Origin of the sequence: Roseibium limicola, from assembly GCF_017313085.1 — a bacterium.
GTDB classification, from domain to species: domain Bacteria; phylum Pseudomonadota; class Alphaproteobacteria; order Rhizobiales; family Stappiaceae; genus Roseibium; species Roseibium limicola.
On sequence record NZ_JAFLNF010000006.1, the window covers coordinates 202,633 to 223,372 of the forward strand.

The following is a 20,740-nucleotide window of genomic DNA, read 5'->3' on the forward strand; positions in this document are numbered from 1 at the left end:
ACGATCAGGTCGAGACGCAGTCATTGCGCCTCGACCGGCTTTTCGAGGGACCGGGCAACAGCGTCGGTCTCAAACACCAAACCGAAAAGGGCGAACCGGCTTTTTGGGTTCGGCCTTCAAAACAAGGGCGGAGAATTTGTCTCCGCTGGATGGACATGGCACGGCAGGACGCGAACAACGTATTCGCACTGACGTCGTTGCTTTACGGCGCCAACGCAGCCTATATCGAAGATCTCTATGCTCAGTTCAAAGAGAACCCCTCGTCGGTTGACGCCGAGTGGCAGGATTTCTTTAATGCTTTCCAGGACGAGAAAGAAGACGTCCTGCGCGAGGCGCGTGGAGCTCCGTGGAAGCGCAAGGATTGGCCCCTTGCTGCTGACGGCGATCTGATCAATGCCTTTGATGGCAATTGGGCACCCGTAGAGAAAAAGCTCAACGACAAGCTGAAGAAAAAAGCGGACGTCGCGGGCGCCTCGCTGTCGGATGCTGAAGTGCACCAGGCGACGCGCGACAGCGTTCGCGCGCTGATGATGATCCGCGCCTATCGCATGCGTGGTCACCTTCATGCCGATCTTGATCCGCTGAAGCTGTCAGCTCCGGGTGATCACGAAGAGTTGCACCCTTCTTCCTACGGCTTCGTAGATGCCGATTGGGACCGCAAGATCTTCATCGACAACGTGTTGGGTCTGGAATACGCCACCCTGCGCGAAATGATGGACATCCTGAAGCGGACCTATTGCTCGACGCTCGGCGTCGAGTTCATGCATATTTCCGACCCGGCGGCCAAATCCTGGCTGCAGGAGCGGATCGAAGGGCCGGACAAGCAGGTTGCCTTCACGAAGGAAGGCAAGAAAGCCATCCTGAACAAGCTGATCGAAGCCGAAGGTTTCGAGAAGTTCTTGGATGTGAAGTACACCGGCACCAAGCGCTTCGGACTGGATGGCGGTGAATCGCTGATCCCGGCTCTGGAACAGATCATCAAGCGCGGCGGACAGCTGGGCCTGAAGGAAATCGTCTTTGGCATGGCCCACCGTGGCCGCCTGAACGTGCTTTCCCAGGTCATGGGCAAGCCACACCGGGCGATCTTCCACGAATTCAAGGGTGGTTCTGCCGCCCCGGATGACGTCGAAGGGTCTGGCGATGTGAAGTATCACCTCGGGGCTTCCTCCGACCGCACATTCGACGGCAATGATGTTCACTTGTCGCTGACCGCCAACCCGTCGCACCTGGAAATCGTCAACCCGGTCGTTCTCGGCAAGTCTCGCGCCAAGCAGGACCAGCTGTCGGCAGTTGATGGCCAATGGGTCGATACGACGGAAGTCGATCGCTCCAAGGTTTTACCGCTGCTGTTGCATGGCGATGCGGCGTTTGCCGGACAGGGTGTGGTTGCCGAGTGTTTTGGTCTGTCGGCCCTGCGTGGCCACCGCACAGGCGGCTCGCTGCATGTCATCATCAACAACCAGATCGGCTTTACGACGAATCCGCGCTTTTCGCGGTCCTCGCCGTATCCATCCGATATGGCCAAGGTTATCGAAGCACCGATCTTCCACGTCAATGCGGATGATCCGGAAGCTGTGACCTTTGCTGCAAAGATCGCCATCGAATATCGCCAGCTCTTCGGACGTCCGGTCGTGATCGACATGATCTGCTACCGTCGCTTCGGCCATAACGAAGGCGACGAGCCTGCGTTCACACAGCCGATCATGTACCGAAAGATCCGCAAGCACGCGACGACACTGCAGCTCTACTCGGATCGCATGGTTGCAGAAGGCGTCGTCAGCGCCGAGGAAGTCGACAAGATGAAAGCCGCCTGGCGGACGCATCTGGACGGCGAGTTCGAAGCTGGTAATGCCTTCAAGCCGAACAAGGCTGATTGGCTCGACGGCAAATGGTCTGGCATGAAGCGTGCCGCTGATGAAGAAGATCCACGCCGTGGGTCCACCGGTCTGACTGATGATGAGCTTCAGGTCATCGGCAAGGGCCTGACCACTGTTCCAGACGGCTTCAACGTCCACCGCACCATCAACCGGTTCCTAAATAACCGGAAGAAGATGTTCGAAACCGGTGAGGGTTTTGATTGGGCGACAGCAGAAGCCATGGCTTTTGCAGGTCTCCTGAAAGAAGGCCATGCGGTTCGCCTGTCTGGTCAGGATTGTGAGCGTGGAACATTCTCCCAGCGTCATTCGGTTCTGTATGACCAGGAAAATGAAGGCCGCTTCATTCCGCTGAACAACATCACCAGCGATCAGGCCCGCTACGAAGTCATCAACTCGATGCTTTCCGAAGAAGCCGTGCTTGGTTTTGAGTATGGCTATTCGCTGGCTGAACCGAATGCACTGACCCTGTGGGAAGCGCAGTTCGGCGATTTTGCCAACGGCGCCCAGGTTCTGTTCGATCAGTTCATCTCCTCGGGTGAGCGCAAGTGGCTGCGCATGTCCGGTCTCGTCTGTCTTCTGCCGCATGGCTATGAAGGGCAGGGACCAGAGCATTCATCAGCCCGTCTGGAGCGTTTCCTCCAGATGTGTGCAGAAGACAACATGCAGGTCGCGAACTGCACGACGCCGGCAAACTACTTCCATATCCTGCGCCGTCAGATCCGCCGTGATATCCGCAAGCCATTGATCCTGATGACGCCGAAGTCGCTTCTGCGTCACAAGCGAGCTGTCTCCAAGCTGAGCGAGATGAACCAGGACAGCACCTTCCACCGCCTGCTGTGGGACGATGCCGAAATGGGATCATCCGAAACCAAGCTGGTGGCGGATGACAAGATCCGTCGCGTCGTCATGTGCTCGGGCAAGGTCTACTTTGACCTGCTGGATGAGCGTGAAAAGCGCGGCATCGATGATGTCTACCTGCTGCGTGTTGAACAGCTCTATCCGTTCCCGAAGAAGGCTTTGGCGCATGAGCTGAACCGCTTCAAGAACGCCGATATGGTCTGGTGTCAGGAAGAGCCCAAGAACATGGGATCCTGGTTCTTCGTAGAGCCCTACATCGAATGGGTTCTGGAGCAGATTGGTGCCAAGGTGAAACGCCCTGTCTATGCGGGCCGTAACGCAATGGCCTCAACGGCGACGGGCTTGATGTCCGCGCACCTTGCGCAGCTTCAGGCGTTCCTCGACGAGGCGTTTGGTAAATAAGTGTGAGGGGGCTGCTTAGCGGCCACCGTCATGACCGGAAATGGCCAGGAAAACTTAAGAGAAGGCGACCATGGCAACCGAAATTCGCGTCCCCACGCTGGGTGAATCCGTATCCGAAGCCACTATTGCACAGTGGTTCAAGAAGCCCGGTGACGCCATCAAGGTGGATGAGCCGATTGTTGAGCTTGAAACCGACAAAGTGACTGTGGAAGTGCCTGCTCCGGCATCTGGTACGCTGGAAAGCATTGTCGTCAACGAAGGCGATACCGTCGAAGTTGGCGCTCTGCTCGGCCTGATCGCCGAAGGTGCAGGCGCAGCAGCTCCTGCAGCGAAGGAAGCAGCTCCGGCAGCCGCGTCTGAGACGACCGGCGACAAGAAGGCCGAACTGGTCGACGTCGTGACCCCGAGCGCTGGTGAAAGCGTGACGGAAGCCGAAGTCGGTGAGTGGAGCGTCAAGGTTGGCGATGTGGTCAAGGCTGACGATACGCTCGTTGAGCTGGAAACCGACAAGGCCGCCCAGGAAGTTCCGGCGCCCGTTGCTGGTACAGTGATCAAGATTGCAGTTCAGACCGGTGACACTGTCGAGCCTGGTGTTCTTCTGTGTCAGATTGATCCATCGGGGAACGCAGCAGCTGCTCCGGCTGCAGAAGCTTCTGCCCCGGCTAAGGCTGCAGCACCAGCTGCAGGCGGCTCTTCCATGCCGCCTGCTCCTAGCGCTTCCAAGATGATGGCTGAAAAGAACATCTCTGCCGAGCAGGTTGCCGGTTCCGGCAAGCGCGGACAGGTCCTCAAGGGCGATGTTATCGCAGCCGCAGCGGCTGGCGTGACCTCCGCTCCGGCCGCGTCCAAGGCCGCTCCACGCGGCCCGATCAACGCTGATGACGAGAGCCGTGAAGAACGCGTTCGTATGACCAAGCTGCGCCAGACCATCGCGCGCCGCCTGAAGGACGCCCAGAATACGGCCGCCATGCTGACCACCTACAACGAGGTGGACATGGGCCCGATCATGGAGTTGCGCAAGCAGTACAAGGAGCTGTTCGAGAAGAAGCACGGCGTCAAACTCGGCTTCATGGGCTTCTTCACCAAGGCTGTTTGCCATGCGCTGAAGGAAATCCCGGCAGTCAACTCCGAGATCGACGGCACGGACCTGATCTACAAGAACTTCTGTCATGTCGGCGTTGCCGTCGGCACAGACAAGGGCCTTGTCGTACCGGTCGTTCGCGATGCTGATCAGATGTCGATTGCTGAAATCGAACAGGAAATCGGCAACCTCGGCCGCAAGGCGCGTGACGGCAAGCTCGGCATGGCCGACATGACCGGCGGCACCTTCACCATCTCCAACGGTGGTGTCTATGGCTCGCTGATGTCCTCGCCGATCCTGAACGCACCGCAATCCGGCATTCTCGGCATGCACAAGATCCAGGAACGCCCGATGGCGGTCAATGGTCAGGTTGTCATCCGTCCGATGATGTATCTGGCTCTGTCCTACGACCACCGCGTCGTGGACGGCAAGGAAGCCGTAACCTTCCTGGTTCGCATCAAGGAAAGCCTGGAAGATCCGCAGCGTCTGGTTCTGGATCTCTGAGTGACGTGAAACTGATGTCCCGGAACGCGGAGAGCGATCTCTCCGCGTTCCGGGACATGTCCGCGAGTATTTGCGGGGGACAGGGTTCCCCGGCCGTTTCGTCAAGGCGGCTCGGCACATTGATTAAAAAGGCAAAAGGCGACCGAAATGTCCCAATATGATCTTGTCGTCATCGGATCCGGCCCTGGTGGCTATGTGTGCGCTATCAAGGCAGCGCAGCTCGGGCTGAAGACTGCCGTCATCGAAAAGCGCAAGACCCATGGTGGCACCTGCCTGAACGTCGGCTGTATCCCGTCCAAGGCACTGCTGCATGCCTCCGAAATGTTCGAAGAAGCCGGGCACGGTTTTGAACAGCTCGGCATCAAGGTTTCCAAGCCGAAGCTCGATCTCGAAACGATGATGAAGCACAAGCAGGACGTGATCGATGCCAACGTGAACGGCGTCGGTTTTCTGCTGAAGAAGAACAAGATCGAAGCCATTCACGGCACCGGCAAGATCCTCTCTGCCGGCAAGGTTGAAGTCACCGCCGAGGACGGATCGAAGTCCACGGTTGAAGCAAAGAACATCGTCATTGCCACCGGCTCCGACGTGATGCCGCTTCCGGGTGTCGAGATCGACGAAAAGCAGATCGTCTCCTCCACTGGCGCGCTGGAACTGGAAAAGGTTCCGGGCAAGCTGGTGGTCGTTGGCGGTGGTGTCATCGGTTTGGAACTTGGATCCGTCTGGGGACGCCTGGGATCGGAAGTTACCGTGGTCGAGTTCATGGACAAGATCCTTGGTCCGATGGACGCAGACGTGTCCAAGACCTTCCAGCGCATGCTGAAGAAGCAAGGCGTGGACTTCAAGCTGTCGACCAAGGTCACTGGCGTCGAGAAGAAGGGCAAGGGCCTGGAAGTCACCATTGAGCCTGCCAAGGGCGGCGATGCGCAGACAATCGAAGCCGATGTCGTACTCGTTGCGATCGGTCGCAAGCCTTACACCGAAGGCCTAGGCCTGGAAGAGGCTGGCGTGGCACTGGACGAGCGTGGCCGCGTCAAGACCGATGGTCACTACAAGACCAGCGTTGACGGCATCTACGCCATCGGCGACGTGATCGTTGGCCCGATGCTGGCGCACAAGGCTGAAGATGAAGGCGTTGCACTTGCCGAAATGCTATCAGGCCAGGCTGGACACGTGAATTACGACGTGATCCCGGGCGTGGTCTACACCCAGCCGGAAGTTGCGTCCGTCGGCAAGTCCGAAGAAGAGCTGAAGAGCGCCGGCGTTTCCTACAAGACCGGCAAGTTCACCTTCAACGCCAATGGTCGTGCTCGTGCAATGAACAAGACCGACGGTTTCGTCAAGGTTCTGGCCGATGCCGAGACCGACCGGGTCCTCGGTGTTCACATCATCGGCTTCGGTGCAGGCGAGATGATTCACGAAGCAGCCGTTCTGATGGAATTCGGCGGGTCTTCGGAAGATCTCGGCCGCACCTGTCATGCGCACCCGACCATGTCGGAAGCCGTCAAGGAAGCCGCCATGGCGACCGCAGGCAAGCCGATTCACTCCTGATCGATTTTTCAGGATCGCAGTTTAAAGGCCGGAGCAGTGATGCTTCGGCCTTTTTTGTTTGAACCTACCATCCGGCTCCACTGGAACCCGAAAATCGAAGGGATGGGCATGGTGAGGGGCTCATCTATCACGAAGCGGTGAAGTCCCTTTGAGAGAGGCACTGTCCACCCTAGCTTAGGTGTATGCTGAAAAACCGCCCATACCCCGGGTATCTGCTTTCCGCTGAAGGGAACAGGAGATTAGGCGGGTGAGAGGGCGAAGAGACCGACAGGAGACAAAGCATGACCCGCGAGTTGATCACCCGCCGAAATCTTCTTGTCACAGGTGCTGCCGCTCTGGTCACCTCGGCGACCGGGTTGATGGTGCCCGCACAGGCGGCGGGTGTTGCGCCGACGCGCTCCATGCGGGGTGGGGCGAACAACTATCGTCCTGGCGCGCCCATCGTGCAGAGGATCGGCAACGGCGGCTTCTGGATGTCGGGTACGGTTCGCAGGGCCGGGGACGGAGCGCCGCTGGCAGGCCAGCGCATCCAGATCTGGGCACACACCACCGAAGGCCGCGAGCGTGATGCGCGCTCACATGGCGCGACGCTCACGGATGCCGATGGTGTCTTCCGGTTGGAAATGCCGCAGATCGTGCCCACCTTCGGCCAGCCGCATGCCCATCTGGCCTATGACAGCGGCGACTTCGAAACGGTCTTTCTGAGGCCGGTCATGCGGAGCCCCGGAGATACCAGTCTGGAAGCGCAATTCGTTCTGCAGGCGGCCTGATCCACTTGGCAGATTGGCCCAAACATCCGTTTCTGTGCGTCGCGATCTGGGCCGTGCTCGCGCTTCTTCTTGTGGTGCCGATTGGATTCGCTGCCGGCAGCCCGCTGCTGCAATGGCGCGTTGGCATCTACATCCTGGCCGGGTTCAGTGGTGTCGCGGCCATGTCGCTCTTGCTGTTGCAGCCCCTCCTGGCCGGCGGCTACTTGCCCGGCGTGTCCAGCGCGCAGGCACGTCGCCTGCATCGCTGGATTGGCTGCAGCCTGGTCGTCCTGGTGATCGTTCATGTCGGCGGTTTGTGGGTAACCAGCCCGCCGGATGTAGTCGATGCGCTGCTCTTTCGCTCGCCAACCGTGTTTTCCTATTTCGGCGTCATCGCCATGTGGGCTGTCTTTGCCTCCGCCTTGCTGGTGACGTTACGCACACGCCTGAGCTTTGCGCTGTGGGGCTGGCAACAGATCCATACCGGCCTTGCGGTGGTGATCGTCATCGGCAGCGTGGTTCATGCCCTGCTGATCGTCGGCACCATGGAGATGATTACCAAGAGCCTGCTTTGCCTCGCAGTAGTCATTGCATTGCTGGTGATCCTGGTCAAACGTCGGCGGTGGGGACGTCAATCGCACATGATCAGACGGCGATAGCGCAATCGCGCTCAATGGTCGCCATCGCATTTTCCATGATCTGAAAACGCTGCCATGACGTTGCATTCGGCAATCGGATGATGGCCGTCGCAGCTGCGGACGATGCGCGCCAATTCCGTTTCGAGACGCTGCAGTCGGGCAATTCGCTCCCGTACGGCCTCCAGCTGATCCGCGGCGATCCGGTCGACATTCTCGCAAGGGGCTTGCGGGTGGGCAGACAGGTTGAGCAGATCGCGAATAGCTTCCATCGTCAGGCCAAGGTCGCGGGAATGGCGAATGAATGCCAGCCGTTCCCGGTCCCTGTCCTGATAGCGCCGCTGGTTGCCGTCCGTCCGGATCGGCGGTGCGATTAGCCCCTCCTGCTCATAATAGCGGATGGTGGGAACCTTCACGCCCGTCTTTTTGGACAACTCTCCGATGGAAAAATGCATGCGAACCCCTTGAACCTCTAGTGGCTAGAGCACCTATCTTGCATTTAAGTGATAAATTCAGATGTTCAAGGAGGCGAAGATGGGTGCGGGTTGCGGCCATGATCACAATGCAGTTTTTGAAGGTGTTTCGGCGGACTACAAACGCCGCCTGTGGGCGGTGATCGTCATCAATGCGGCGATGTTCGTTGTCGAGATGGTCGCCGGTCAGGCGGCTGGGTCGAAGGCACTGCAGGCAGATGCTCTCGATTTCTTTGGCGATGCGCTGACCTATGGCATCTCGCTCGCGGTTATCGGTGCCAGTCTGAAGGTGCGGGCCACTGCGGCGTTGGCAAAAGGCGTCAGCCTGCTCGCCATGGGGCTGTGGGTGGCAGGAAGCACGCTGTATCAGGTCTTCTATGTTGGCGTGCCGGGGGCTCAGGTGATGGGCATCGTTGGGGCTATGGCCTTGGCGGCGAATCTGGCCAGCGTGCTGATCCTGATGCGCTACAAGGACGGCGATGCCAATGTGCGCTCCGTCTGGCTGTGCTCGCGCAATGATGCCATCGGTAATGTGGCGGTGATGCTGGCAGCACTGGGCGTCTGGGGCACCAGCACCGGCTGGCCGGATCTGATCGTCGCCGGCCTTATGGCGTCACTGTTCCTGTCCTCTGCCTGGCAGATTCTGCGGCAGTCATTGGTCGAGGTGCGTCAGCAAACGGCGCATTCCCCGCATGAGCACAGTGATGACGATGAGAGGCATACGGAGCATGAAGACCACGCCGAGGCGGACACGATCCGCTAGCTGCATCTACTGCCGTTGCAGCGTGTAGCTTTTTACGTCGTCGGGAAGGGCCGGGTCGTGGGAAATTTCGGTGACATAGGCATCGAGGCTGTCTCCCATGGCCCGGATATCAATCAGCTTGGCGCTGAGAAAGCCGATCAGAAGCACCCGGAATCCACCGCCTTCACGAATTTCCGCTTTCGTCCATCCCCACTTGCAGTCACGCGGCACACAGGACGTGAAGGCGCGAATGCGAGCGAGAACCTTGTCGTTCTCACAGCGGGTTTCAACTTCAAGCCGGGTCAGTTGCTTCGGGGCGGCGGTTTTGTTGACCCAGGTGCCATCTTCCGGCAGCGGGCAATAGATCCGTCCTTGAGCCACAGCAGACGAGGGCGTCAGGCCCGGAAGGACGGACATGGTGAGCAGGGCAGATAGGACAAGCAGGCAGAAATTTCGCATGGAGATGCTCCGTGCGTAAACAGTGCCAACCTCCAGTGAAGGAAGCGTTAACACTCCGGTAAGCATTTTAGTGATGCGAGGCCGGGTTAGTATCTTGGCGATGTGGGGAAAGCGTTGGGCGGCCGTGCGAGCGGCATTCGGCAGCAAGGGGAGGGGGAGGCCAAGGCGGGACTTTATTCCACGCCTTGGCATCAGCTCCAGTCACCGCGACGGCAAAAAAAGCCGCGGCGTCATTGTCATTTCGCTTTTGTTAGAAAGCGGCGGGATATCCCGCGGGGCCCGGAGTGAGATGGTTCAAAGCTTGAACAGGGATCTCGAAATCGGGGCCAGACGGGCAGTCAGGACGACTGCCCCAAACCACTTAGCGCTTGCGAGCGCCTGCGATCAGACCTTCGCGCTGAGCCAGCTTACGCGCTGCCTTGCGGGCGCGACGAACAGCTTCACCTTTTTCACGAGCGCGCTTTTCAGACGGCTTCTCGTAGGCGCGGCGGGTCTTCATTTCACGGAAAACGCCTTCACGCTGCAGCTTCTTCTTGAGAACGCGAAGGGCTTGGTCGACGTTGTTGTCACGGACGAGAACTTGCAAGTTGTCTCCTTTGGCATGAATTCGGGTTAATCGGGGGGGCGCTGAACACCACATTTACACAGCATGAAACGGGGCCGGCCCATGAGCGCGCGACCCTATCAGCTTTTTTTCAGAATGCACCCCCTTTCCCGCGAAAAACGCAAAAATTCGCGGTTTCAGTCTGCTTTCTCGCTGGGTTGTCCAGAGTCAGCCACGGTGGCGAGGGTGCGCCTTGTCATATGCCTCAAGCAGGCGGGTACTATCAATCTCTGTATAGATCTGCGTGCTGGAAAGCGAGGCGTGTCCGAGCAGTTCCTGAATGGTCCTTAAATCTCCTCCCCCTGCCAGCAAGTGCGTGGCAAAGGAATGCCGCAAGGCGTGAGGGGTCGCCGACTTCGGCAAGCCCATCGCGCTGCGCAGTTTTTCCATCGCCTTCTGAACAATGCGCGGGCTCAGGGGGCCACCCCGTACGCCGACGAACAGCGGATCTGAGCCGGACAAGGGATGCGGGCAAAGCTTGAGATAGGTACTCACGGCCTCACCGACAGCGGGTAAAAGAGGAACCAGCCGTTCTTTTCCGCCCTTACCCTTGATTCTGAGAGTTCTGGCATCTGGGGTCGGGGCCTGAGCCACAGTAAGAGACAGTGCCTCGGAAATGCGCAAGCCGCAGCCATAAAGCAGTGTCATCACGGCCGCATTCCGCGTTTCGATCCAGGGCTCGGACTCAAGCGCCAGATCGCCGCTGATGAGGTCCATTGCTTCGGGTGCTGACACGGGTTTGGGCAGGGATTTCCCCTGTCGCGGAGGACGGACAGCGGAGGACGCGGCAGCATTTACCTCACCGCGCCTTTCCAGAAACGACAGGAACGAGCGTATTCCAGCCAACCCACGAGCAAGAGACCGGCTCTGAGCACCGCCTTGGCGGCGGCGGGCCATATAGGCACGAAAGTCCGCTGGCCTCAGATCTGCCAGATCCTTGACCGCAGGCGCACCACCCAGATGATCGGTCAAAAACCGCAGAAACTGGCGGATATCGCGCTCATAGGCGACAAGTGTCTTGTCGGCGAGGCGGCGTTCGTCACCCAGATGATCGAGCCACAGACCAAGACGCTGGTTCAGGTCCGGTTGGGCGATGATCAGAAGTGTATCGGCGGAGGTGGAAGCGGAAGATGCCATGCCTCTGTCGTGCCACGAGATCTCCCAGTTTTTCGTTAATTGCTGCGAACTCTAAAGCGGCAAGGCCACAGGTTTTTGCAGATTGGCATCCCAGCGCCAGTCCGGCGCGGCAAAGCAGGTGACGCCGCCTTGATAACGCGGCAGGGGCCTGCAACTCTTGAAGTCCTTCTGTCCGGCAAGCAGTTGCTGGCCAGTGTCTGTGAGTTGGAAAACCTGTTTTCCCCAAGCGAGGTCGGTGTCGGCGGGCACGGCGAGAAGGGGAGGGTCGCCGGCGCCGCTTAGCCGAAGCAGATCAGCGTAGAACATCAGGTCTCCGTGGAAGGGAAGCGGATCAAGCTCGCGCATGAACTTGCGGAAGATTTCGGCCCACGGCAGGGGGCCCTCTGTCAGGACGCCTAAGGCTGCGCGCTCGGTGAAGGACAGCCCATCGCCCACTCCGGGAAGGTCGGCGAGATAACGTTGAAGCGCCCTCGCGAGAAACGGCAGGGTCTTGTTTTCACTCAGCGCCAAAGCACCGAGCCATTCAGGCGAAGGCGCGCTAAGCGCCTCCCAGACCCGACTGGCGATGCCATAAGCCTCTTCGGGAACGACTATGCGACGAGCGTACATATGCCGCAGGGCGGCTGGAGAGAGTTGACCGATACCGATGAACTTCCGATGGCCGGGGAACTTGTCGAGGGTAATGATTTCCACCCGCCGACGATCGGCGCCGGAAGCGCGCAGGCTCGTCAGCACCTTGCACAACAGCAACTGATCGTAGCAATCATGCTCGAACCAAAGCGCGACGCGGGCGAATTCATGCGCTCGGTTGAGCCTGTCTTCTGAAGCTTGAAGTTTGGTCAGGGAATCGTCGAAGTCCTGGCCTGGATAATCGCTGCTGAGGAAACGCGCGCGGGTTTCCAATGCGCCCAATCCGGCGGAGACAGGACCCTGACAAATCGGATCGGCAATCATCAGAAAGTCGCCGGAAAAACCCGCTCGGCGCAATGGGCGCTCGATGTCGTTGCCGCAGCGAATGTGCAAAGTGGGAAGGTCATCGTCGGGAAGCGTTTCACCCGATTCGATGGCGGCTTTTGCTTGTTCCAACTGGGTGACATGGGTTTTCAGCGCCGGCCAGCTCGACACTCCGGCCTCCCGCGCCACGATACACTGGGCATCCGACAGCTTGAAACGGGCTGGATCGGGTCGGTCGGGGTGTGGGTGATGCTTCTTAAGGCGTGCCAGGGCCTCTGGTGCGCCGGAGCATACGGCATCCCGCAGCTCCTTGGCACGTTTACGCTGGCGGTGCAGGGAAAGCGACAGATCGGCTTCGGAAAGCAGCGGCATATCCTGCGTCGAACGCAAGTTGTCAGTCATGGGGACCCCCGGGCTCGGTTGTCGTCCAGTGTCCGCCTCTCCGGATCGAGCGGGAATCGGATGTCCTGGTGCCTGCAGCGAAGGCTGCTCTGGCACCGGCAAGTCAATCAAAGGCGTGAAACGTCTTTCCGCGGACCGGAGGCCCCGCCCAGGGCCTTGCGAGCAAGTCTAGGTGACACAGGAAACTGTGGCAAGCATGAGGGAGACATGGGTCTTGAAAAAGAAAGCCCGGCGCTCGAAGAGGCCGGGCTTCATTCTTTCAGGTTTCCATGGTCATGCCCTGATCGGATCCGGCAAGACCACTAAGGCGCTGTGCCTTAGACGATCTTCTGACCGGTCTTTTCCCAGTCTGCCAGGAACGCGGCCAGGCCTTTGTCTGTCAGCGGGTGCTTGACCAGGCCCTTAAGGGTTGCTGGCGGCACGGTGACAACATCAGCGCCGATCAGCGCACATTCGCTGACGTGGTTGGCGGTTCGGATGGACGCAGCCAGGATCTCGGTGCCGAAACCGTAGTTGTCATAGATCACGCGGATTTCACGAATCAGCTCCAGGCCGTCGATGTTCATGTCGTCGAGACGACCGATGAACGGCGAGATGTAGGTTGCGCCGGCCTTGGCAGCCAGAAGCGCCTGGTTGGCCGAGAAGCAGAGCGTCACATTGGTCTTGTGGCCCTTGTCGGTCAGAGCTTTACAAGCCTTCAGGCCTTCAAGTGTCAACGGCAGCTTGATGACGACGTTGTCAGCGATCTTCGCCAGTTCGGCAGCTTCTTTCATCATGCCGTCGAAGTCTGTCGCGGCCACTTCGGCGGAAACATCGCCCTTGGTGATGCCGCAGATTTCAGCGATGACTTCCTTGAAATCACGGCCCGACTTGGCAATCAGCGACGGGTTGGTGGTCACGCCGTCGAGGAGACCTGCGTCTTCCAGCTCACGGATTTCTGCGGTGTCGGCAGTGTCGACGAAAAACTTCATGGGTTGTGCTCCCTAATATGCACCCGATATGTGGCGCGATCCGGGTGGCCATCCTCAGGGGACGGGCACCCGATTGAATTCCAAGTCGAGGTCTCTTTACCGTAGGATGCGCCGCAGAAGAACCCCCGATTCGTGCAAGGCTGGTATTTTGGGGTACGTACCTCACGAGCAGCTCGCCGTCCCGGCATCTCTCCGCCCCGCGGAAAAGCTTGAAGAAGTGCCTGAAGAAAAGAAAGTCTGTTTCGGTGTTTGAGGACCTGTTTCCAACTTCGGAAAATCAGCGTGAGACCATTGTCAGCGTTCTTGTGCCGGTCGCCGTGCCAATGGCCTACACTTACAAGGTTCCGGCAGGTCTGCATGTCGAACCGGGCACAATCGTTCAGGTTCCACTTGGCCCACGCCAGGTGTTGGGCGCTGTATGGGACGGCGAACCGGACGCTGCAATTAACCCGAAAAAACTGAAAACCATCACTCGCGTTTTTGAGCAGGCGCGTCCACTTCAACCGGATCTCCGGCGCTTTGTCGAATGGGTCGCCAATTGGACGCTGGCGCCGCCCGGCATGGTTCTGCGCATGGTTCTGCGCTCTGAAGAGGCGCTGGAAGACGAGCCGCCGATTACCGGAGTGCGCTGGGCAGAGGGGCGTCAACCTGATCGTCAGACGCCGGCCCGCAAGAAAGTTCTGGCTCTGGTCGAGGACGGAATGGCTTGGCCCAAGTCCGGTCTTGCCCAGGCGGCTGGCGTCAGTGTCTCGGTGATCGACGGCCTGCTGCAGCAGGACGTGCTGCAGCAGGTACAATTGCCAGCGGTGCCGCCAGCAGCGAAACCCGATCCGAATTTTGCCAAGGTCCAACTGACCCTGACCCAGAAAGAGGTTTCTGATGGTTTGCGGGCGGCCTTTGACAAGGGAACGAGCGTATCGTTGATCGACGGGGTGACCGGTTCTGGCAAGACCGAAGTCTATTTCGAGGCGATTGCCGAAGCTCTGGAACGCGGCAAACAAGCCTTGATTCTTTTGCCAGAGATTGCCCTGACGGCGCAGTTCTTGCGCCGCTTCGAGCAGCGTTTCGGCACTTTGCCGGCCGAATGGCATTCCGAAATCACCCCCAAGAAGCGCGGGCGGGTCTGGCGCGGCGTGGCTTCCGGCGACGTGCGGGTGGTGATCGGCGCCCGCTCCGCGCTATTCCTTCCCTTCGACGACCTCGGTCTGATCATCGTTGACGAAGAGCATGATGCGGCCTTCAAGCAAGATGACCGCGTACCTTACTCAGCTCGCGATATGGCGGTCGTGCGCGGACATATTTCACGGTTTCCAGTGATTCTTGCCTCCGCGACACCTTCAGTGGAAAGCCGGGTCAACGCGGAATACGGCCGTTACGCTCGGTATCTGCTGCCCGAGCGGGCCAGCGGCGCGGAAATGCCGCAGATTCGCGCCATCGACATGCGTCGTGAGGGGCCAGAGCGCGGGCGGTGGCTGGCGCCTGGTCTGCTGGAGGCGATGAAGACAGCCCTGGCAGATGGGGCGCAGTCGTTGCTGTTCCTCAACCGTCGCGGTTATGCGCCACTGACCCTGTGCCGCACCTGCGGACATCGCTTCCAGTGCCGGCATTGCAGTGCATGGCTGGTTGAACACCGGTTCCAGGGCCGGTTGGTCTGCCATCACTGCGGTCACTTCGAAAAAATGCCCGAAACCTGCCCGACATGCTCATCCACGCAGTCTTTGGTGGCTTGCGGGCCTGGCGTCGAGCGCATTGCAGAAGAGGTGCAGAGCCTGATTCCCGAGGCACGCACGCTGATTCTCTCGTCTGATCTGCCCGGCGGTGCCGAGCGGATGAAGCGGGAAATGAAGCTGGTCGAGGAAGGCGAGGCAGATATCGTCATCGGCACACAGCTTGTCGCCAAGGGACATAATTTTCCCAAGATGCGCCTCGTCGGTGTCGTTGATGCGGATCTGGGGCTGGCCCATGGCGATCCGCGCGCCTCGGAAAAAACCTTCCAGCTTCTGGCGCAGGTCACCGGTCGTGCCGGCCGTGTTACCGGTGGAGGCCTTGGGTTTCTGCAGACATACGCCCCGGAACACCCGGTTCTAAAAGCGTTGATGGATCAGGATCAGGATGCTTTCTACAAGGCAGAGATCGAAGCGCGCCAGGTTGCCGGGCTCCCGCCCTTCGGCCGGATGGCAGCTCTCATTATCTCGGGGCCGGATAAACCTTCGGCAGAAGGCTTCGCTCGCGCTTTGGCCAGGGTGGCGCCGCCGGATCGCGCTGTCACCGTTCTGGGGCCGGCGGAGGCAGCCCTTGCCATGGTCCGGGGTCGACACCGCTACCGACTGTTGCTGATCGCGCCGCGTCAGTTTGATCTGCAGGCGTATTTGCGCCATTGGCTGGATGTTGGTCCGAAACCGAACCGGGGATTGCGGGTGCAGCTCGATATTGACCCGCAACATTTTTTATAAGCCAGCTTGGTGCAGTTTTTTTCGCGGTGTTTCTAGATTGCTCTTCTGGTTAGATATCCATAGGGTGCGGGAAGGGCGGCAACCTAGGCGAGTCTACGGGATTCCGCCCTTGAGCGCTGCGTGATCTGGGGCAATGGCAAGGACTGTCGACCCTGCTTTTTTGTGCCAATGTTAGAAAAAACAGCAAGAAATGGCGCTTTACCGCCTTTAGGCGAAGTTGCACATGGTGAAACCCTGTGCTAATTGAGGCGCGGCTTTGGGGGAACGGTTCTGCCGTCTTGCCTTATGACCCTGAATTCATTAATTTTTTCAACGCCTTGCTGCGCTTATGTACGCGGGGCGCTGGAATGCGTCAGAAAGCTCGGACCTGGTGACTGACAACGTATCTCTTGTATCCGGCGTGGCTAAACGGTACGCGTCCGCCCTTCTCGGCCTTGCCGAGGAAACTGGTGTGATTGCCGACGTGGAACGGGATCTGGCTACTTTCGAGGGCTTCCTCGAAGAAAGCGCGGATCTCAAGCGTCTCGTTTATAGCCCGGCGTTCAGCGCGGAAGAGCAGCTTGATGCGCTCACTGCGCTGCTCAACAAGGCTCAGATTTCTGGCCTTGCAGCAAACTTTGTGAAGTTGGTCGCCAAAAATCGGCGCCTCTTCGTTCTTCCCGGCATGATCACGGCTTTCCGTGCCCTGCTCGCTGAAAAGCGTGGTGTGGAAACGGCGGAAGTCACGGCGGCAGCTGAGCTGTCCGACGATCAAGTCGCTGCCTTGAAGGAAGCGCTCGAAGCTTCCCGGGGCAAAACCGTAAATCTCGCAGTTAAGGTGGATCCTGCACTCATCGGTGGCCTTGTGGTCAAGATGGGATCGCGCATGATCGACACGTCGCTGCGTACCAAGCTCAATTCACTTAAGTTCGCGATGAAAGAGGTCGGCTGATGGATATTCGGGCCGCGGAAATTTCCGCCATCCTCAAGGACCAGATCAAGAACTTCGGCGAGGAAGCCGAGGTTTCTGAAGTTGGTCAGGTGCTGTCCGTCGGTGACGGTATCGCCCGTGTTTACGGTCTGGACAATGTTCAGGCAGGTGAAATGGTCGAGTTCCCTGGTGGTATCCAGGGCATGGCCTTGAACCTGGAAAGCGACAACGTTGGTGTCGTTATTTTCGGGTCCGACCGCACCATCAAGGAAGGTGATACGGTCAAGCGGACCGGCGCCATCGTTGAAGTGCCGGTTGGGAAAGGCCTGCTCGGTCGTGTTGTCGATCCGCTCGGCAACCCGCTGGACGGCAAGGGTCCGATCGAAGCCACTGAAAAGCGTCGCGTTGACGTGAAGGCTCCGGGCATTCTGCCGCGTAAGTCTGTTCATGAGCCGATGTCCACTGGCTTGAAGGCGATTGATGCCCTCATCCCGGTTGGTCGTGGTCAGCGTGAGCTGGTGATTGGTGACCGTCAGACCGGTAAGACCGCCATTCTCCTCGACACATTCCTCAACCAGAAGGCTCTGCACTCTGGTGACGACGAAAACGCCAAGCTGTATTGCATCTATGTTGCAATCGGCCAGAAGCGTTCCACAGTCGCTCAGTTTGTGAAGACACTGGAAGACGCCGGCGCGTTGGAATATTCCATCGTTGTTGCCGCGACCGCATCCGATGCGGCTCCGCTGCAGTATCTGGCTCCTTTCGCCGGTTGTGCGATGGGCGAGTACTTCCGTGACAACTCGATGCACGCAGTGATCGGCTATGACGATTTGACCAAGCAGGCCGTGTCCTACCGTCAGATGTCTCTGCTTCTGCGTCGCCCGCCAGGACGTGAAGCTTTCCCAGGTGATGTTTTCTACCTGCACTCCCGTCTTCTGGAGCGCTCAGCCAAGCTGAATGAAGAAAATGGCCTCGGCTCTTTGACTGCTCTTCCGGTCATTGAAACCCAGGGCAACGACGTTTCCGCGTTTATTCCGACAAACGTGATTTCGATCACTGATGGTCAGATCTTCCTGGAAACCGATCTGTTCTATCAAGGTATCCGCCCGGCCGTGAACGTTGGTCTGTCCGTGTCCCGTGTGGGTTCGTCGGCGCAGATCAAGGCCATGAAGCAGGTTGCGGGCCCGATTAAGGGTGAGCTGGCTCAGTATCGCGAAATGGCAGCGTTTGCTCAGTTCGGGTCCGATCTGGATGCCACCACTCAGCGTCTGCTGAACCGTGGTGCACGTCTGACGGAACTTCTGAAGCAGCCGCAGTTCTCTCCGCTGAAGACCGAAGAGCAGGTCGCAGTCATTTATGCCGGTGTGAACGGCTATCTTGATGCGCAGCCGGTTTCCAAGGTGCGTGAATTTGAAGAAGGTCTTCTTCTGTTCTTGCGCGGTGAGCACAAGGAACTCCTGGACACGATCTGGGAAAAGAAGGCTCTCGATGCGGATCTGACGGGCAAGCTCAAAGCTGCGCTCGACACATTCGCCAAGAACTTCGCCTAAACGCAGTCGGGATAAGGAGCAGGGGCGGCCATGCCGAGCCTGAAGGACTTACGAAACCGTATCGCTTCCGTGAAAGCGACGCAGAAAATCACCAAGGCCATGCAAATGGTGGCCGCGGCGAAACTGCGTCGTGCTCAGGAAGCAGCGGAAGCCGCACGTCCCTATGCCGAGCGCATGGGTGAGGTGTTGGCAAACCTCGCGGTCGCCTTTGATGGCCGTGATGACGCTCCGAAGCTGATGTCCGGCACGGGCAGCGACCAGGTCCATCTCCTGGTCGTCGCCACCGCCGAACGTGGGCTTTGTGGCGGCTTCAACTCAAACATTGCAAAGCTCGCGCGCGACCATGCTCGCAGCCTGCTCGCAGACGGCAAGACGGTGAAAATCATCTGCGTCGGCAAGAAGGGCTACGATGTCATCAAGCGCGAGTTTGGCAGCCACGTCGTCAAGGTGATCGAGCTTCGCAACGTCAAGCGACTTGCATTCAGCGACGCGCATACCATTGGAGAGGAACTCCTTTCCATGTATGGCGCCGGTGAGTTCGATGTCTGCACGCTCTTCTACTCACGCTTCCAGTCTGTGATCGCACAGATCCCGACTGCGCAGCAGCTCATTCCTGCTGATCTTCCGGTCGCGGAAGAAGCTTCGGAAGCCGCGTCTGCGAGCGCTGTCTACGAATATGAGCCGGGTGAAGCAGAGATCCTTGAAGATCTTTTGCCACGCAACATCTCCGTCCAGGTTTTCCGGGCTCTTCTGGAAAACGCGGCCTCCGAACAGGGTGCTCGTATGTCCGCAATGGACAATGCGACGCGCAATGCAGGCGACATGATCGACAAGTTGACGATCAAGTACAACCGCCAGCGTCAGGCTCAGATCACGACGGAACTGATTGAAATTATTTCGGGCGCGGAAGCGCTTTGAACCGGATCGAGACGAGGATTTAGGGATTATGGCTGACAAAATAGTCGGACGGGTCACCCAGGTCATCGGCGCCGTTGTCGACGTCAAGTTCGATGACCACCTGCCGCTGATCCTGAACGCTCTTGAAACTGACAACCACGGCACACGTCTTGTGCTCGAAGTTGCTCAGCATCTGGGCGAAAACACAGTGCGCACAATCGCGATGGATGCCACCGAGGGTCTGGTTCGCGGTCAGGAAGTTGTCGACACGGGTTCCGCGATTGAGGTTCCGGTGGGCGAAGGCACTCTGGGCCGCATCATGAACGTGATTGGCGAGCCTGTTGATGAAGCTGGCCCGATCCAGCACGACAAGAAGCGCGCGATCCACCAGGAAGCACCGGATTTCATCGAGCAGTCCACCGAAGCTGAAATCCTGGTAACGGGCATCAAGGTCGTTGACCTTCTCGCACCGTATGCCAAGGGTGGTAAGATCGGTCTGTTCGGCGGCGCCGGCGTTGGCAAGACCGTTCTGATCATGGAACTGATCAACAACATCGCTAAGGCGCACGGTGGTTACTCCGTATTCGCCGGTGTTGGCGAGCGTACCCGTGAAGGTAACGATCTTTACTGGGAAATGATCGAATCCAACGTGAACAAGGAAGGCGGCGGAGAAGGCTCCAAAGCAGCGCTTGTTTACGGACAGATGAACGAGCCTCCCGGAGCCCGTGCCCGTGTTGCGCTGACCGGTCTGACCATCGCTGAAGATTTCCGCGACAAGGGGCAGGACGTTCTGTTCTTCGTGGACAACATCTTCCGCTTTACGCAGGCTGGTTCCGAAGTATCCGCCCTCCTGGGTCGTATTCCGTCCGCTGTGGGCTATCAGCCGACCTTGGCAACCGATATGGGCGCCATGCAGGAGCGGATCACGACGACACACAAGGGTTCGATCACATCCGTTCAGGCCGTTTACGTGCCTGCCGATGATTTGACCGATCCGGCACCTGCTTCAACTTTTGCTCACTTGGATGCAACGACGGTTCTGAACCGCTCGATCGCGGAAAAGGGCATCTACCCGGCTGTGGATCCGCTGGATTCCACATCGCGGATGCTGAGCGCTCACATCATTGGTGATGAACATTACGAAACCGCCCGTGCGGTGCAGGTAACACTGCAGCGCTACAAGGCGCTTCAGGACATCATCGCGATTCTCGGCATGGACGAACTGTCTGAAGAAGATAAGCTCAGTGTTGCGCGCGCTCGTAAGATCGAACGTTTCCTGTCCCAGCCGTTCTTCGTGGCTGAAGTCTTTACCGGTTCCCCAGGCAAGCTTGTGCCTTTGGAAGACACCATCAAGGGCTTCAAGGGCCTGATCGACGGTGAATACGATCATCTTCCGGAAGCGGCCTTCTACATGGTCGGCTCCATTGATGAAGCCATCGAAAAAGCTCAGAAGCTGGCTGCTGAAGCCGCTTAAAGCTCTCTTCAGTCGGGTGCCTTTCAAGACAAGGGCACCCGTACTGGCGTGAAAGGC

Annotated in this window: 17 protein-coding genes; 11 read left to right on the forward strand and 6 right to left on the reverse strand. The window is 58.7% G+C overall.

Annotated features, from left to right (window positions below):
- Positions 1-155 precede the first annotated feature (155 nt).
- The 5 genes from J0X15_RS14640 (at position 156) to J0X15_RS14660 (ending at position 7,681) form a co-directional block, all read left to right on the forward strand.
- A complete protein-coding gene (locus J0X15_RS14640) occupies positions 156-3,137 on the forward strand; it encodes a 2-oxoglutarate dehydrogenase E1 component (protein WP_206942250.1) in 2,982 nt (993 codons plus the stop codon).
- A 70-nt stretch (positions 3,138-3,207) separates the two neighbouring features.
- Entirely contained in the window at positions 3,208-4,722 is a 1,515-nt protein-coding gene (gene odhB / locus J0X15_RS14645; protein WP_206942252.1) for a 2-oxoglutarate dehydrogenase complex dihydrolipoyllysine-residue succinyltransferase, read from the forward strand.
- 147 nt (positions 4,723-4,869) lie between these two features.
- Positions 4,870-6,273, forward strand: a complete 1,404-nt coding sequence (gene lpdA / locus J0X15_RS14650; protein WP_206942254.1) for a dihydrolipoyl dehydrogenase — start codon at positions 4,870-4,872, stop codon at positions 6,271-6,273.
- Positions 6,274-6,554: 281 nt separating this feature from the next.
- Positions 6,555-7,043 (forward strand): peptidase associated/transthyretin-like domain-containing protein, encoded by a 489-nt coding sequence (locus J0X15_RS14655; RefSeq protein ID WP_206942256.1) that lies wholly within the window; start codon positions 6,555-6,557, stop codon positions 7,041-7,043.
- A gap of 5 nt (positions 7,044-7,048) precedes the next feature.
- Complete coding sequence (locus J0X15_RS14660; RefSeq protein WP_231710429.1) at positions 7,049-7,681, forward strand: ferric reductase-like transmembrane domain-containing protein; 633 nt, start codon at positions 7,049-7,051, stop codon at positions 7,679-7,681.
- Between the two features lie 11 nt (positions 7,682-7,692).
- Here the strand turns inward: J0X15_RS14660 and J0X15_RS14665 are convergent, their stop codons facing one another.
- Entirely contained in the window at positions 7,693-8,112 is a 420-nt protein-coding gene (locus J0X15_RS14665; RefSeq protein WP_206942258.1) for a MerR family transcriptional regulator, read from the reverse strand.
- Positions 8,113-8,191: 79 nt separating this feature from the next.
- Here J0X15_RS14665 and J0X15_RS14670 point away from each other — a divergent pair, with 79 nt between their 5' ends.
- Positions 8,192-8,893, forward strand: coding sequence for a cation transporter (locus J0X15_RS14670; RefSeq protein ID WP_206942261.1), 702 nt, complete (start codon positions 8,192-8,194; stop codon positions 8,891-8,893).
- A 6-nt stretch (positions 8,894-8,899) separates the two neighbouring features.
- Here J0X15_RS14670 and J0X15_RS14675 read toward each other — a convergent pair whose 3' ends face one another.
- From J0X15_RS14675 to fsa, 5 genes are all read right to left on the reverse strand, one after another.
- Entirely contained in the window at positions 8,900-9,331 is a 432-nt protein-coding gene (locus J0X15_RS14675) for a hypothetical protein (protein ID WP_209015356.1), read from the reverse strand.
- A 361-nt stretch (positions 9,332-9,692) separates the two neighbouring features.
- A complete protein-coding gene (rpsU, locus tag J0X15_RS14680; RefSeq protein WP_206942270.1) occupies positions 9,693-9,917 on the reverse strand; it encodes a 30S ribosomal protein S21 in 225 nt (74 codons plus the stop codon).
- Positions 9,918-10,103: 186 nt separating this feature from the next.
- Positions 10,104-11,072, reverse strand: coding sequence for a tyrosine recombinase XerC (locus J0X15_RS14685; protein WP_206942272.1), 969 nt, complete (start codon positions 11,070-11,072; stop codon positions 10,104-10,106).
- A gap of 51 nt (positions 11,073-11,123) precedes the next feature.
- The gene (locus tag J0X15_RS14690; RefSeq protein ID WP_206942273.1) at positions 11,124-12,428 is read right to left on the reverse strand and encodes a DUF1835 domain-containing protein; all 1,305 of its coding nucleotides are present in this window, start codon (positions 12,426-12,428) and stop codon (positions 11,124-11,126) included.
- Positions 12,429-12,745: 317 nt separating this feature from the next.
- Entirely contained in the window at positions 12,746-13,399 is a 654-nt protein-coding gene (gene fsa, locus J0X15_RS14695; protein WP_206942274.1) for a fructose-6-phosphate aldolase, read from the reverse strand.
- Positions 13,400-13,644: 245 nt separating this feature from the next.
- Between fsa and J0X15_RS14700 the strand changes: the two genes are divergently transcribed.
- The 5 genes from J0X15_RS14700 to atpD all read left to right on the forward strand — a co-directional run bounded on the left by J0X15_RS14700 (position 13,645) and on the right by atpD (position 20,683).
- Positions 13,645-15,852 (forward strand): primosomal protein N', encoded by a 2,208-nt coding sequence (locus J0X15_RS14700; RefSeq protein WP_331461925.1) that lies wholly within the window; start codon positions 13,645-13,647, stop codon positions 15,850-15,852.
- 328 nt (positions 15,853-16,180) lie between these two features.
- Positions 16,181-16,783 (forward strand): F0F1 ATP synthase subunit delta, encoded by a 603-nt coding sequence (locus J0X15_RS14705; RefSeq protein ID WP_206942275.1) that lies wholly within the window; start codon positions 16,181-16,183, stop codon positions 16,781-16,783.
- On the forward strand, positions 16,783-18,312 hold the full coding sequence (gene atpA, locus J0X15_RS14710; protein ID WP_206942276.1) for a F0F1 ATP synthase subunit alpha: 1,530 nt from the start codon (positions 16,783-16,785) through the stop codon (positions 18,310-18,312). The genes J0X15_RS14705 and atpA overlap by 1 nt, the downstream gene beginning before the upstream one ends.
- 30 nt (positions 18,313-18,342) lie before the next feature.
- On the forward strand, positions 18,343-19,230 hold the full coding sequence (locus J0X15_RS14715; RefSeq protein ID WP_206942277.1) for a F0F1 ATP synthase subunit gamma: 888 nt from the start codon (positions 18,343-18,345) through the stop codon (positions 19,228-19,230).
- Between the two features lie 28 nt (positions 19,231-19,258).
- Entirely contained in the window at positions 19,259-20,683 is a 1,425-nt protein-coding gene (gene atpD, locus J0X15_RS14720; protein WP_206942278.1) for a F0F1 ATP synthase subunit beta, read from the forward strand.
- Positions 20,684-20,740 lie beyond the last annotated feature (57 nt).